We start from the raw sequence: 12,722 nt of genomic DNA on the forward strand, positions 1-12,722 counted from the left end.
CGGATGCGCTTGTTGGCGCGGTCGATCTTGTTCAGAAACAGAAAACGGGGAATGCCGAGCTCCTCGAGCTCGCGCAGGATGATCTGCAGTTGCGGCAGCTTCTTCTCGTCCGCCTCGCAGACCACGACCGCGGCGTCGACCGCAGGCAACGCGGCGCGCATGTCATGCGCGAACTCGATCGAGCCGGGACAATCGATAAAGGTGTAACTATCGCCCATGAAGGTGGTGGTGGCTGCGGAGAGGCCCACGCCCATCTTGTGGTGGCGCGCTTCGGGGCTGGCATCGCCGACGGAAGTTCCGGCATCGACGCTGCCGGCATTTCTGATGGCCCCCGTTCGGGCCAGGATCGCTTCCAGGAGTGTGGTTTTACCGCTCTGAAAAGGGCCCACCAGCGCTATGCACCGTGGACCTCGGGGACTTCTGACGTCTTGTCCCATTGCCGCCTCCTTGTCTGGAGCTCGGCCCTTGATTGGGTCGGCGGATCGGATGCTCCGCCCGTCGCGAGGATTTGGCAAGCCAGAAAAACGTCGCGGCGGTGCGACTTAGGGCGGGAATCCGACGGCTCGGAGTTCCGCCGGGCTATCGGTCAGCGAACATATCGCGCATGATCATCCCGGCTTCAGCGTGAGGAAGCTTGCTGATTTCCCTGAAAAACATCGTGGCAACCTTGCAATAATCGCTGTACTTCCCGGAAGAAATACTTGCGCCCGAAAGCAGATCGAATTGTTCATTCTTGACGCCCTTGCTCGCCATTGCCGCTCTGACCTTCTTCAAAATGGCGTCTGAAGCCGCGGCACTGACAGCCGCGCGAGCTTTGGCAGTCTCCACCACTCTCCTGTTGATGTCATTCTCCCTGGTTCTGAGTGCCAGGGGGATATCGGACGGCATAACCGTGTTCCCTATGCCCGACGCAAATTGGTAGCACTGGGCTGGGCTCTTGGACCCGAGCGCATCGTATTGGTCTGCATAAACGGCGCTAATATCCGAGAGAACGGCGTCATCCGCGAGAGGTCTGAGTTTCTTCAGGATAACAAGCTGTTCTTCGCGCCCTGCCGCAAAAGACTCCGCTTCGGTTTTGCCGCTCTTAAAGCTGTCGTAATAGACTTGCACCACGGAATCATACTCGTTTGGAAATCTCGCCCTTAGCGGCTCCAGGAGCGGAATCGTTTTTGAAAGCTTCGTTCCAAGATCGCTCTTGGTCAGCGACGTCCCTATTCCCGACATGGCAAAATCGCTGCCATCTGAAATCGCCGTGATGACATTAGCCTGGAGCAGAACACTCGATGCAGGCTTCCAAAGCTCGGTATTGGGTGTTGAAAGAGCCTGATCGACAAATTTCCTGTCGAACCCGGCAACCGCAAAAATGTCCTTCTGGTCTTTCGACGCTTCAGCAAGCTCTGCTTCGGTCCATCCGGGAAATGACGGCGCGTGAAACCCGAGAACTGCACCGTTTCGAAGTATTCTACGTCCGCCGCCTGCGAAGGCGATCGTACAAGCCGACATACACCTCGATGATACGTAGGTATCGAGGCTCCTGCTGCTAATGACCCTATTGAGCCTCAAGGCCTCGCCTATTCGCCCGCCCAGGCTGTCAAGGTGGACTACCCTGATCTGCCGTGACGCGCTCAGTAGTCTCAGGAAATCGTCCGTCAGTCCATATTTGAAGCCTCCCGCGATTTCGGCTTCTGTGCCATTGCGCATAACTCGAATTGAATAGGCTGGAATATCAGGGTCATCGAGAAACGACATCCGGCCTGTTTCCAATAGCTGGGGCCATCCTGAGGTGAGGAACGTCGCGACGAGACGCAGAGCGCCGATAAAAACCGCGACCTTGGCCAGTCCCGCCCAGGGAGATTTTTTCCCAAGAAGGACTCTCGCCTTGATATGGCGATTTGCCGATCGCCAGATACCGACCGATTGCCAGATGGCGAGCGCGCCAATCCCCACCCATACAAGGAGAATGGCGGCAAAAATTGCTTTTGGCTGAAAACCGCCAGCGGATCGGAAACCTGCAACGACTGCGATTGCCAGAGCGCCCGCAAACAGATTCCCCAGAACGCCAAAAAGCCAATACGTCGTTCCGAGCGAGAATTCTCCGCGCCAATTCATCGCGATGAAGTTGCCAAAACGACTTGGCGTTGCGGCTATGACGTCGGCGGTATTTTGGCCGCGTTCATTTTCGGAAAGCACCGGGATGGGCGGTGGCCTCGCAGGGGCGAACTCCGGCAGGTCAGCCGGCTTGACCCATTCATTCAGCCCCTCCCGCCAAACGAGGGTGGCCGACGAATTTTGTGCCTCCAGGAGACCCTTCAACTCATTCAAACCGAGCGGGCCAAGCGGCCTCGCTCCATCAAACACGTACCAGCCCTCCGCCATGAAGCCCTCCTAAGCGGGTTGACGGAGGCTATACTACAGGTTGCACGCCTTCTGGTCACCCGTTGCGGCGCAGCGTTGTCGGTAGACCGGCGCTCGCCTTTCAGCAGCTGGATAGACTTTTACCGCCCCGGCCGCAGTTCCAGGCTTTCCAGCCCGGCGGCGATGCTGATGCCGACCTGGCCCTGCACGCTGAGCGGCTGCAGCGCGATCGAATTCGCCGAGCCGCCGACCAGCACATTGCCGCCGACGCCGATGCCGAGCGTCGCGCTGCCCTGCGCGCCGGCGTAATTGCCGGCGAGGTCGCCGGGCCCGAGCCGCGCCACCGGCGCGAACACGCCCCAGGCCAGCGCCGATTCTTGGGTGATGCCGAGATCGAGACCGACCTTGCGGATGGTCGCTACATAGCGGTCGTCCGGCATGCCATCGGTGCGCAGCACGCAACCCAGATTGGTCACCGAGCCGACGATGAAGCCGATGCTGGCGCCACCCCGGCATTCCAGCACGCCGACCTGAACGCGCTGCATCGGCTGCTGCGCGTACGAGCCGGCGACGGTTGCGGTCATGGCAGCGGCCACAGCGGCGAGAACGAACAAACGGCGCATGAACAGGACTCCGGCTGAATTAGGTGCGATGCAAACAGCAAGTTGAGAGAGCGCCGACCCAAGGTAGCGCGCTTCTCTATGGCACAACATCGGCGGCGTTGCCAGATTTGCCGGTTGGCAAAAAGAAAGGCCCGCTCACGCGGGCCTCAAGCATTCGATATCCGCAAGCGCAGTCAGACTATCTCAGATTGCCGCAAAAGCGCTGGATGCGCTTGCAGGCGTCCTCGAGATCGGAGGTTTTGGTCGCGTAGGAAATCCGGAACGCCGGCCCAAGCCCGAACGCCGAGCCCTGCACCACCGCGACGCCCTCGTTCTCCAGCAGTTCCGTGACGAAGTCCTCGTCATTGCCGATCACCTTGCCGGACGGCGCGGTCTTGCCGATGGTGCCGGCGCAGGACGGATAGACATAGAACGCGCCCTCCGGCCGCGGGCATTCGATCCCCCTGGCCTGGTTCAGCATCGATACCGCGAGATCGCGCCGCTCCTTGAACACCTTGTTGTTCGCCGGGATGAAATCCTGCGGACCGTTGAGCGCCTCCACCGACGCCCATTGCGAGATCGACGACGGGTTCGAGGTCGACTGCGACTGGATCGTCGCCATCGCCCTGATCAGCTCGGCGGGGCCGCCGGCATAGCCGATGCGCCAGCCGGTCATGCAATAGGCCTTCGAGACGCCGTTCACCGTCAGCGTGCGATCGTACAGCTTCGGCTCGACCTGCGCCGGCGTCGTGAACACGAAGTCGTCATAGACCAGGTGCTCATACATATCGTCGGTCATGACCCAGACATGCGGATGCTTCACCAGCACGTCGGTGATCGCCTTCAACTCGCGGCGCGTATAGGCGGCGCCGGTCGGGTTCGACGGCGAGCACAGGATGATCCATTTGGTCTTCGGCGTGATCGCCTTTTCCAGCGCGTCGGGCTGCAGCTTGAAGCCCTGCGCCGCCGGGCACACCACCGGCACCGGCTCGCCGCCGGCCAGCGCCACCATTTCCGGATAGCTGACCCAATAGGGCGCGGGAATGATGACCTCGTCGCCGGGATTGATGGTCGCCATCAGCGCGTTGTAGAGCACCTGCTTGCCGCCGGTGCTGACGATGACCTGGTTCGGCTTGTAGGTGAGACCGTTCTCGCGCTGAAACTTGGCGATGATCGCCGCCTTCAGCTCGGGGATGCCGTCCACCGCGGTGTATTTGGTCTTGCCGGCCTCGATGGCATGGATCGCCGCCAGCTTGATGTTGGCGGGGGTGTCGAAATCCGGCTCGCCGGCGCCAAGGCCGATGACGTCGCGGCCCGCCGCTTTCAGCGCGCGTGCCTTGTCCGTGACCGCGATCGTCGCGGACGGCTTCACACGGTCGAGCGCAGCGGACAGGAAGGGCATCATCATCTCCTGGCAAACGTCGTGAACACGGAAGTTCACAACTCCTGATGGCGGGATCGACGCACCCTAAGGCCCATCACGCGGCATCGCAAGAAGCTTGGCCCGAAAAGCCAAAACTTCAGAAAACGTTAAAGCGCCGCCGCTACGGTCGGCGCAAGATTCGGAAAATTTCCGCGGCGAAATGACTCATTTCTGGCAGGGCCTGCGATCCGGCGAATGGCTGACACCGGCGCGTGCGCGCGGCTACAGCCTGATCCTGCTCGCCCTTTGCGTGCTGGCGATGGCCGGATGGATCGCGGTTTCCGACGGCCCGATCGACCGTAATGGCAAGCCGATCGGAACCGATTTTTCCAATGTCTATGCCGCAGGCCGGCTCACCTGGCAGGACCGGCCTTCGGACGCCTATGCGCCCGCGCGCCAGCATGCGGCCGAGAAAGCGGTATTTGGCGGCCGCGAGGTGCCGTTCTATGGCTGGCATTATCCGCCGTTCTTCTTCGCGGTCGCGGTTCTGGTCGCCGCCGTTCCCTATGGGTGGGGCCTGTCGATCTGGCTGATCGCAAGCTTTGCGGCCTATCTGACGGCGATCCGCGCCATCCTGCCCGGTCCGGAAACGCTGTTGATCGCGGCCGCCTTTCCAGCAGTGTTCATCAATATCGGCCACGGCCAAAATGGCTTCCTCACCGCGGCACTGCTCGGCGGCGCGCTGCATTGGCTCGACCGCAGGCCGTGGCTTGCAGGCGTGCTGATCGGCCTGCTCGCCTACAAGCCGCAATTCGGCGTCCTGATTCCGGTGGCCCTGCTCGCCGGCGGTCGCTGGAACAGCATCGGCGCGGCGGTCGCGACCATGATCGCGCTTGTCGCCGTGAGCTTCGCAACCCTCGGCAGCGAGGTCTGGCACGCCTTCATCGACTCCATGAATTTCACGCAAACCGTGGTGCTCGAGCAGGGCGGCACCGGCTGGGAAAAGATCCAGTCGATCTTTTCGGCGGTGCGGATGTGGGGCGCCAGCGTGCCCATCGCCTATGCCATACAGGGTGCGCTGCTCGTGACGCTTGCCGCAAGCATGGCCTGGCTGTGGCACGGCGATGCCGCGTTCGAACTGAAGGCCGCCGCGCTGGCGGCCGGCAGCCTGCTCGCGACGCCTTACGTGCTCGACTACGATCTGGTCGTGCTCGCCGTCGCCATCGCTTTTTTTGCGCGGCATGGATTGTGCTGTGGCTTCCGCGATTTCGAGATCAGCCTGCTGGCGGCGGCGTGGACCGTGCCGCTGGTGTCGCGCGGCATCGCCGGCGCGACCGGCATACCGCCGGGATTGCTGGTGCTGCTGGCCTTTTACGTGGTCATTTTGCGGCGCGCGATTCTCGACCGCGCAAGCCTCGCCATCGGCGAACCCGGAATCGCGCAAGCGTGATCGGATGTGTTCGGACGTGTTGATTTGATGGAACTATTCGGCGTGCAGTGCGGTAGAAGTTTTCGACCTTTTCCATGTCGCCGGCCTTGCGACCCATCCTTATCGACATCATTGTTTAGCGGCGGCGCAACGCGACCATGCGATCGCGCCAGCCGCGTGGCTTGCTTCCCATCGATCGAATGAAATCCTCAAAAATGCACAAGCTCTATTCGATGCAGCGCTCCGGCAACAGCTACAAGGTCCGCCTTGCGCTGGCATTGCTCAACGTGCCGTATCAGGCAATCGAGGTCGACATCCTGCACGGCGAAAGCCGCACGCCGGAGTTTCTGGCAAAGAATCCCAGCGGACAGGTGCCGCTGCTTGAAGTCGCGGAGGGGCGTTACCTCGCCGAATCCAACGCCATCCTCTGGTATGTCGCCGGCGGCACGCCGCTGGCGCCGGAATCGCGGGTGGAGCGCGCCGAAGCGCTGCAGTGGATGTTCTTCGAGCAGCATGCGCTGGAGCCGAACATCGGCGCCGCCTATTTCTGGCTGGCGCTGGTCAAGGGCGGCCGCGACCTGCAGACCCATGCGCTGGAAGACTGGATGGAGCGCGGTTACGGCGCGCTGCAGGTGATGGAAAACCACCTCAAGACCCACCGCTATTTTGCGGCGGGCCAGCTCACGGTCGCCGACATCGCGCTGTACGGCTACACCCACGTCGCCGACCGCTGCGACTACGAACTTTCGAGTTTTCCGGCGATCCGGGCCTGGCTGCGGCGGGTCGAACAGACCCCTGGCTTCGTCCCGATGGACTGGCAATCCGGGGCCCAAATCGAGGATCCGGCCAGCGTCGTCGCCGGAGCTTGAACTGCGGGGGGAACGGTCAGGAACCGGGAACAGCGGCAAGGCGCTAACCTTCGCCGTGGTTTCGCCACTTTTCGGGCGTGCGCCGCCGCAATGTTGCCCGCGAGGATTGTGAGTTTGCTTCTGCGTCGCGGGTGATTCGCCCGCGCCTTGAAGGATGCAGACCATGATGGAGTCGTCCGGCACGGCAGGCTTTGAGAGCCGCCTTGCGCCTGTTGTGTCGTCCCGATTGACCAGCGCGATCGCCGCCTCGCTGTCGCTGTGCCTGGTCATCACGCTGACCGTGCTTTCGATCAAGCTCACCATGGCGACGCCGATCCCGGCGTAACCCCAGCTTTTCCTGACGCGGCAACGCGCGATGATCCGCATCGCGATCGGACCATGATGAAGACCCCTGTCGGCCTTGTAACCACAGCCCTGACGCTGGCGATCCTGCTCACAGCCTCGCTCCTGATCGTCACCGGCACGCGCGGCGAAAACCGCGAGCCCACGCCATGGATTCTGTCGCCCGCGAAGTGACGCGCCATCCAACGCGTGACAGGAGCGCTGCGACCAGGCTTTGTGGCCGGAAGTTTCCGATCCGGCGGGCGGAGGGCAAAAGGTGAGTACATCCGCCTGTCACCGGGGCGTAACAAAGCCCGGTTAGGTTACGCGGGCGTATGATCAGGCCCCCCGTCTCGGATCACGCGCCCCAAGCGGCCCCCGTCAGTCGCCGCGTCTGACCGGGGCCGCGCTTTTTTCGCTTGATGCGGTTCGTCAAGCATGGCGTGCAGTTCCGGCGTCCAGGCTCGGCCCGACGCACGCACGTTCCGGGTCCAACGTCACGGTAGCACTGCGCCTTGCGGCCAGAGCGCGTGCGGGCCACAATGCAACCCCGCCTTTCGCCCGTTCCAGGATCGATCCATGCAAATTCGCAATCTCGGCGGCTCCGGCCTGCGCGTTTCCGCCGTCGGCCTCGGCTGCAACAATTTCGGCCAGCGCACCGATCTGGAAACCTCGCGCAAGGTGATCCACAAGGCGATCGACCTTGGCATCACGCTGTTCGACACCGCCGACATCTATGCGGGGATGGGCGGCTCCGAGACCGTGCTCGGCGCCGTGCTCGGCGACCGGCGCAAGGAGATCGTGCTGGCGACGAAATATTCCAAGCCGATGGCGACCGACGGCACCAGGCAGGGCGCCTCGCGCCGCTACATCATGGCCGCGGTCGAGGCCAGCCTGACGCGGCTGAAGACCGACTACATCGATCTCTACCAGCAGCACGACTACGATGCCATGACGCCGATCGAGGAAACCTTGCGCGCGCTCGACGATCTGGTGCGGCAGGGCAAGGTCCGCTACATCGGCCATTCGAATTTTCCGGCGTGGCGCATCGCCGAGGCCGAATACGTCGCGCGCGCAATGAACGTCAATCGCTTCGTCTCCTGCCAGGACGAATACAGCCTGGTGGTGCGCGACATCGAGAAGGAGCTGCTGCCGGCGGCGCGGGAATACAATCTCGGCCTGCTGCCGTTCTTTCCGCTGGCCAGCGGCCTGTTGACCGGCAAATACCGGCGCGGCGCGGCGGCGCCTGACGATACACGCTTCGCCAAGATGCCGGCGCTGCGCGACCGCTACGTCACGCCGCGCAACGAGGACATCGTCGAAAAGCTTCAGGTGTTCGCCAAGGCGCGCGGCCACACCATGCTGGAGCTGGCCTTCTCCTGGCTCGCCTCGCGCCCGCAGGTATCGAGCGTGATCGCCGGCGCCACCCGCGTCGAGCAGGTCGAGCAGAACGTGAAAGCGATCGGGTGGACGATGAGCGCGGAGGATATTTCGGAGATCGACCAGATCACGATGGGGTAGCTCCCTCTCCCCGCCCCTTTTGTTCAGACCGGGGCGCAGCACGTCGCGCGGATCGGAGACCGCGTTGACGAAATCGCCCGACGCGCCGCCACGGGCGCCGAATCCGAAGCGATGGAGCGCCACCAGCGCGGCTTGCGAATCGCGGGCGATCGGCTTTCCCTTGTCGTGTTCCCGAGCGTATATTGCAGGCGAATACGCCGTTCGGCATGAACCCGAGATTAATTCCAGGATCAATTCAGCGTCAGGATGCGGCCCGATCCATGACAAATCGCTTGCAGAATGCGCCGACCCGCCGCCTCGCCTGTGCGCGCTGCGCCACGGTATTCGCCTGCAACCCTTCCGGGCCGTGCTGGTGCGCCGAGGAAACCTTCCGGCTACCGATGCCGGCCGATGGTGGCGAGTGCCTGTGCCCGACTTGCCTGCGCAAGATGGCGCAACAGGCGGCGCGCGCGGCGGCATCGTGACGGCAACATGGAATGTGCGCGCGGTCCTGCTCGACATGGACGGCACGCTGCTTGACACCGAAAAGGTTTACTTCGAGAGCCTGATCGCGGCGCTGGGATCGCGCGGCTATACCGATGGCGTGGTGGCGCTCGGCCACGCGATGGTCGGCCTGCCCGGGCCGGATTGCGAGCGCCTGCTGCTCGATCGCTATGGCGAGGATTTTCCGCTCGCCGCGATCACCCGGGCGTTCGTCGCGAGGCGGGATGAATTTCTCAAGGCGGGGTTGCCGCTCAAGCGCGGGGCCGTCGAACTCCTGGACGCGCTGCGCGCCGCCGATTGTCCGACCGCGATCGTGACCTCGTCGTCGCGGCAGACCGCCGATCAGCATCTGACGCTCGCCGGGATCCGGGCCCGATTCGAGACCATCCTGACCCGCGACGATGTCGTTCGCGGCAAGCCCAGCCCAGAGCTGCATCTCCTGGCGGCATCAAGGCTTGGCGTCGCGCCAAAGGTCTGCGTCGCCGTCGAGGATTCCAATCACGGCGTCGCCGCCGCCCACGCCGCTGGCGCGATCACCCTCATGGTGCCCGACATCGCGCCGCCGACCGAGGAATCGCGGGCGCGATGCGCCGCGGTGCTGCCCGACCTCAACGCGGTGCTGGCGATGCTGCGCGAGCGAGGCGGCCTAACCCGCCGCGGTCAGTGATTCCAGTAACGCCTCAGCCGGTGATTACTTCTTGATCTGGAACAACATGCGCCCGCTGCTTACGGCACATCCTGAAGCTGGTTCCACCGACGCGCGTGACGCTGTCGTTGCAGTTCAAGAACGGAAACCGGCGATGAGTACCCTGACCAAGCTGGCGCTCGGCGCGATGGGGCGTTTGCGCCCGAAGCCGGCGCAGGGCGATGCTACGCCGACGATTGCGCTGCCCGCCCCCGACAAGACCGGCGGCATGCCGCTGATGGAGGCGATGGCGAAACGCCATTCGGCCCGCGAGTTCTCGGCCAGGGAGCTGCCGTTGCCGATGCTGTCCAACCTGCTCTGGGTGGCCTACGGCGTCAACCGCGCCGACGGCGGCCGCACCGCGCCCTCGGCGATGAACGCGCAGGAGATCGACGTCTATGTCGCGCTGCCCGCGGGCGCCTATCTTTATGACGCCGCCGCGAATGCGCTGCGGCTGGTTGCCAGCAGCGACATACGGCGCGTCACCGGCTATCAGGACTTCGTCGACGAGGCCGCGCTCGACCTCGTGTTCGTCGCCGATCACGGCCGCATGAAATTGGTGCCGGTCGCAAGCCGCGAGAGTTTCGCCTCGGCGGCCGCCGGCGCGATCGTGCAGAACGTCTATCTGTTCGCTGCCGGCAATGGGCTTGCGACCGTGATCCGCGCCTGGATCGATCGCGACGCGATCGCCAACGCGCTCGGACTTGAACATGACCACCAGGTGCTGCTGTCGCAGACGGTGGGCTTTCCGAAGGCCTGAGCGCTACCTCACCACCGCCGCGGTCTGCCCGAACAGCAGCTTGCGCTCCTCCTCGGTGCGGATCGCCGGCTGGCCGAAATTCGGATTGACCTCCTTGGCCATGGCGTAGGCGCGCTCGGTCGCGGGGCGGGCGCGGATGGTTTCGAGCCAGCGCTTCAGATGCGGGAAATCGTCGATGCTCTGGCTCTGGTTCTTGTAGGGCACGATCCAGGGATAGCTCGCCATGTCCGCGATCGAATAATCGCCGGCGATGAACTCGCGATCGGAAAGCCGCTTGTTGAGCACGCCGTAGAGCCGGTTGGTCTCGTTCACATAGCGGTCGATGGCGTATTTGATCTTTTCCTGGGCGTAGTTCGAGAAGTGATGGTTCTGCCCGGCCATCGGCCCGAGCCCGCCCATCTGCCAGAACGTCCACTGGATCGCGTCATAGCGGCCGTAGAGGTCGGCGGGCAGGAATTTTCCGGTCTTCTCGGCGAGATACAATAGCATCGCGCCGGATTCGAAGATCGAGATCGGCTTGCCCCCGCCCTTCGGCGCATGATCGACCATCGCGGGAATGCGGTTGTTGGGCGCGATCGCCAGAAACTCCGGCTTGAACTGGTCGCCCTTGCCGATGTTGACCGGGAAAATCTTGTAGGCCAGCCCGGTCTCCTCGAGGAACATCGTGATCTTGTGGCCGTTCGGCGTGGTCCAGTAATGGAGGTCGATCATGGGGACGATCCTGCTGTGATGGAAAGCGTGCATCGCAAGATGGATGCGGATGCATGAATGTTGGCAGAACGCCCCGACAAGTCAATGACGGGAGCGCGCCGCCTTCGCGAATGTGATCGGCGGCGCCGAGGTGTCGCGCCAGCCTGGTGCTGCCGTTGTCAGACCAACCGGCCGTGCGCGCGCAAGAGTTCCTTGCCGGCTTCGGTGATCGCCACGCTCACGCCAACTCCGGCAACCGGCCGGCGCGCGACATAGCCGCCATCGACCGCGTCTTCCCAGATCGTCAACCGCGGGCATGAGGTTCGCCAGGTCTCGATCACCTCGGAATAGGGCCTGGGCTCCCGCGCGATCCATTCGACGAGATCGAGCACCAGCGCATTCATCGTCTCGGTCATCGGCACGCCTCCGGTCAAAACGCCAGCGCATGGCCGCGAGACAACAACAGCCAGCTGCCATAGATGATGTAGTAGCCGGCGACGGTGGTGATCAGCCGTCCCGCCCAGGTGCGGAACTGCAGGTCGCTCATCGCCTCCAGAATGCGCCGCGCCAGCGTCGTGCCGAGCATCGAGGCCGCGATTGCCACCGCGGCGAGCACCGGGTCGAGCGTCGCGGCCTGGTCGATGATGCCGCCGAAATAGATCAGTTTCACGAAATGGCTGGCGACCTGGCAGGCGGCCTTGGTCGCGACCACCTCACGGCGGCCGAAATTGCCGCCGAGGAAGAAGGTATCCATCAGCGGGCCGGAAACGCCGGTCATCAGCATCAGCCCCATGCAGATGAAACCGTAACAGCTGCCTTGCCAGATGCTGTCGGGATTGGGCTTCAGGCCCTTCGGCATCAGCCGCGCCATGAACGGCGTCACCCCGAGCAGCAGCAGCGCGACCGGCTTGTCCGGCACATAGCGCGTGATCGACCACGCGCCGAGCGCAAGCGCGCAGCCGATCAGATAGATCGAGACCGGCCGCCAGCGGATGTGGGCGCGCCACAAAAACGCGCGCCAGCCGTTGGACGCCATCTGCGTGATCGCATGCAGCACCATCGCCGACGGCAGCGGCAGGATGGTCAGCAGCACGCCGATCAGGATCAGCCCGCCGGCCATGCCGAACAGGCCCGACAGGAACGCGGTCGCGACCATCAGCAGTCCAAGCGCGGCCATCAGCAGCGGCGTCATTTCGAATCTCCCGCGGATATTTGTGCCTTGCTTGTATCGCCTGCGCAAACGGAGTTATCCAAGGCCTTGGCATCAATTTTCCTTCGCCGCCGCGGCGGAGCCGGCGATCTCAGGCGCCTGTGGCGGCCACACCGTCGACTTCCGCCGCTTCGCCGCCGACGGGGTGATGCTGCAACCCGAGAAAATACGGAAATATGTGAGCCCGTTCACATCGGCCCTGGCTGGCCCGTGTTTTGTTCGCCGAAGGAAATTACCGGGATTCACGCCCATGATTTATGGCGATTTCGAAATCAGGTCATTCGAGGCGGGCAAAGGGCTATGGCACGCCAGCATTCAACGCGCCGATCAACAGCCTGTCGTCATCGATGGCATTGCCTTCCCGACGCTCGAAATCGGCTTTGCATGGTCCGATCGGGACGCCGCCGTCGCGGATGCGAAAACGATGATCGACC

At 63.4% G+C, this 12,722-nt stretch carries 16 protein-coding genes; 9 read left to right on the top strand and 7 right to left on the bottom strand.

Going from position 1 to position 12,722, the window contains the following annotated elements:
* From WCE35_RS22640 to WCE35_RS22655, 4 genes are all read right to left on the bottom strand, one after another.
* On the bottom strand, nt 1–437 hold a 437-nt coding region (locus WCE35_RS22640), incomplete at its 3' end, for a GTP-binding protein (RefSeq protein WP_424595544.1).
* Between the two features lie 142 nt (nt 438–579).
* The gene (locus WCE35_RS22645; RefSeq protein ID WP_424595545.1) at nt 580–2,376 is read right to left on the bottom strand and encodes a GYF domain-containing protein; all 1,797 of its coding nucleotides are present in this window, start codon (nt 2,374–2,376) and stop codon (nt 580–582) included.
* 119 nt (nt 2,377–2,495) lie between these two features.
* On the bottom strand, nt 2,496–2,978 hold the full coding sequence (locus tag WCE35_RS22650; protein ID WP_424595546.1) for a DUF992 domain-containing protein: 483 nt from the start codon (nt 2,976–2,978) through the stop codon (nt 2,496–2,498).
* Between the two features lie 178 nt (nt 2,979–3,156).
* Nucleotides 3,157–4,359 (bottom strand): pyridoxal phosphate-dependent aminotransferase, encoded by a 1,203-nt coding sequence (locus tag WCE35_RS22655; RefSeq protein WP_424595547.1) that lies wholly within the window; start codon nt 4,357–4,359, stop codon nt 3,157–3,159.
* 181 nt (nt 4,360–4,540) lie between these two features.
* On the opposite strand from WCE35_RS22655, the gene WCE35_RS22660 reads away from it, so the two are divergent.
* From WCE35_RS22660 to WCE35_RS22695, 8 genes are all read left to right on the top strand, one after another.
* A complete protein-coding gene (locus WCE35_RS22660; RefSeq protein WP_424595548.1) occupies nt 4,541–5,770 on the top strand; it encodes a glycosyltransferase family 87 protein in 1,230 nt (409 codons plus the stop codon).
* 194 nt (nt 5,771–5,964) lie between these two features.
* The gene (locus WCE35_RS22665) at nt 5,965–6,618 is read left to right on the top strand and encodes a glutathione S-transferase family protein (protein ID WP_424595559.1); all 654 of its coding nucleotides are present in this window, start codon (nt 5,965–5,967) and stop codon (nt 6,616–6,618) included.
* Nucleotides 6,619–6,781: 163 nt separating this feature from the next.
* The gene (locus WCE35_RS22670; protein WP_424595549.1) at nt 6,782–6,943 is read left to right on the top strand and encodes a hypothetical protein; all 162 of its coding nucleotides are present in this window, start codon (nt 6,782–6,784) and stop codon (nt 6,941–6,943) included.
* A 53-nt stretch (nt 6,944–6,996) separates the two neighbouring features.
* Nucleotides 6,997–7,134: a hypothetical protein gene (locus WCE35_RS22675; RefSeq protein ID WP_424595550.1), complete on the top strand. Its 138-nt coding sequence runs from the start codon at nt 6,997–6,999 to the stop codon at nt 7,132–7,134.
* Between the two features lie 384 nt (nt 7,135–7,518).
* Complete coding sequence (locus WCE35_RS22680) at nt 7,519–8,460, top strand: aldo/keto reductase (RefSeq protein WP_424595551.1); 942 nt, start codon at nt 7,519–7,521, stop codon at nt 8,458–8,460.
* 260 nt (nt 8,461–8,720) lie between these two features.
* Nucleotides 8,721–8,924 (top strand): cysteine-rich CWC family protein, encoded by a 204-nt coding sequence (locus WCE35_RS22685; RefSeq protein WP_424595552.1) that lies wholly within the window; start codon nt 8,721–8,723, stop codon nt 8,922–8,924.
* Nucleotides 8,921–9,610: an HAD family hydrolase gene (locus WCE35_RS22690; protein ID WP_424595553.1), complete on the top strand. Its 690-nt coding sequence runs from the start codon at nt 8,921–8,923 to the stop codon at nt 9,608–9,610. Before WCE35_RS22685 ends, WCE35_RS22690 begins: the two co-directional genes overlap by 4 nt.
* A gap of 133 nt (nt 9,611–9,743) precedes the next feature.
* Nucleotides 9,744–10,388: a SagB/ThcOx family dehydrogenase gene (locus tag WCE35_RS22695; protein ID WP_424595554.1), complete on the top strand. Its 645-nt coding sequence runs from the start codon at nt 9,744–9,746 to the stop codon at nt 10,386–10,388.
* A 3-nt stretch (nt 10,389–10,391) separates the two neighbouring features.
* Here WCE35_RS22695 and WCE35_RS22700 read toward each other — a convergent pair whose 3' ends face one another.
* The 3 genes from WCE35_RS22700 to WCE35_RS22710 all read right to left on the bottom strand — a co-directional run bounded on the left by WCE35_RS22700 (nt 10,392) and on the right by WCE35_RS22710 (nt 12,270).
* Nucleotides 10,392–11,099 (bottom strand): glutathione binding-like protein, encoded by a 708-nt coding sequence (locus tag WCE35_RS22700; RefSeq protein WP_424595555.1) that lies wholly within the window; start codon nt 11,097–11,099, stop codon nt 10,392–10,394.
* 158 nt (nt 11,100–11,257) lie between these two features.
* A complete protein-coding gene (locus WCE35_RS22705; RefSeq protein WP_424595556.1) occupies nt 11,258–11,494 on the bottom strand; it encodes a hypothetical protein in 237 nt (78 codons plus the stop codon).
* A 14-nt stretch (nt 11,495–11,508) separates the two neighbouring features.
* Complete coding sequence (locus WCE35_RS22710) at nt 11,509–12,270, bottom strand: TSUP family transporter (RefSeq protein ID WP_424595557.1); 762 nt, start codon at nt 12,268–12,270, stop codon at nt 11,509–11,511.
* Nucleotides 12,271–12,301: 31 nt separating this feature from the next.
* Between WCE35_RS22710 and WCE35_RS22715 the strand changes: the two genes are divergently transcribed.
* The coding region (locus WCE35_RS22715; protein WP_424595558.1) for a hypothetical protein at nt 12,302–12,722 on the top strand (421 nt) is incomplete at its 3' end.

This window comes from Bradyrhizobium sp. (genome assembly GCF_049691595.1).
In the GTDB taxonomy this organism is placed as follows: domain Bacteria; phylum Pseudomonadota; class Alphaproteobacteria; order Rhizobiales; family Xanthobacteraceae; genus Bradyrhizobium.

Coding starts and splice junctions, on each gene's coding strand:
- WCE35_RS22645 (WP_424595545.1), bottom strand. CDS start 2,376: ATGGCGGAGGGCTGGTACGTGTTTGATGGAGCGAGGCCGCTTGGCCCG.
- WCE35_RS22650 (WP_424595546.1), bottom strand. CDS start 2,978: ATGCGCCGTTTGTTCGTTCTCGCCGCTGTGGCCGCTGCCATGACCGCA.
- WCE35_RS22655 (WP_424595547.1), bottom strand. CDS start 4,359: ATGCCCTTCCTGTCCGCTGCGCTCGACCGTGTGAAGCCGTCCGCGACG.
- WCE35_RS22660 (WP_424595548.1), top strand. CDS start 4,541: ATGACTCATTTCTGGCAGGGCCTGCGATCCGGCGAATGGCTGACACCG.
- WCE35_RS22665 (WP_424595559.1), top strand. CDS start 5,965: ATGCACAAGCTCTATTCGATGCAGCGCTCCGGCAACAGCTACAAGGTC.
- WCE35_RS22670 (WP_424595549.1), top strand. CDS start 6,782: ATGATGGAGTCGTCCGGCACGGCAGGCTTTGAGAGCCGCCTTGCGCCT.
- WCE35_RS22675 (WP_424595550.1), top strand. CDS start 6,997: ATGATGAAGACCCCTGTCGGCCTTGTAACCACAGCCCTGACGCTGGCG.
- WCE35_RS22680 (WP_424595551.1), top strand. CDS start 7,519: ATGCAAATTCGCAATCTCGGCGGCTCCGGCCTGCGCGTTTCCGCCGTC.
- WCE35_RS22685 (WP_424595552.1), top strand. CDS start 8,721: ATGACAAATCGCTTGCAGAATGCGCCGACCCGCCGCCTCGCCTGTGCG.
- WCE35_RS22695 (WP_424595554.1), top strand. CDS start 9,744: ATGAGTACCCTGACCAAGCTGGCGCTCGGCGCGATGGGGCGTTTGCGC.
- WCE35_RS22700 (WP_424595555.1), bottom strand. CDS start 11,099: ATGATCGACCTCCATTACTGGACCACGCCGAACGGCCACAAGATCACG.
- WCE35_RS22705 (WP_424595556.1), bottom strand. CDS start 11,494: ATGACCGAGACGATGAATGCGCTGGTGCTCGATCTCGTCGAATGGATC.
- WCE35_RS22710 (WP_424595557.1), bottom strand. CDS start 12,270: ATGACGCCGCTGCTGATGGCCGCGCTTGGACTGCTGATGGTCGCGACC.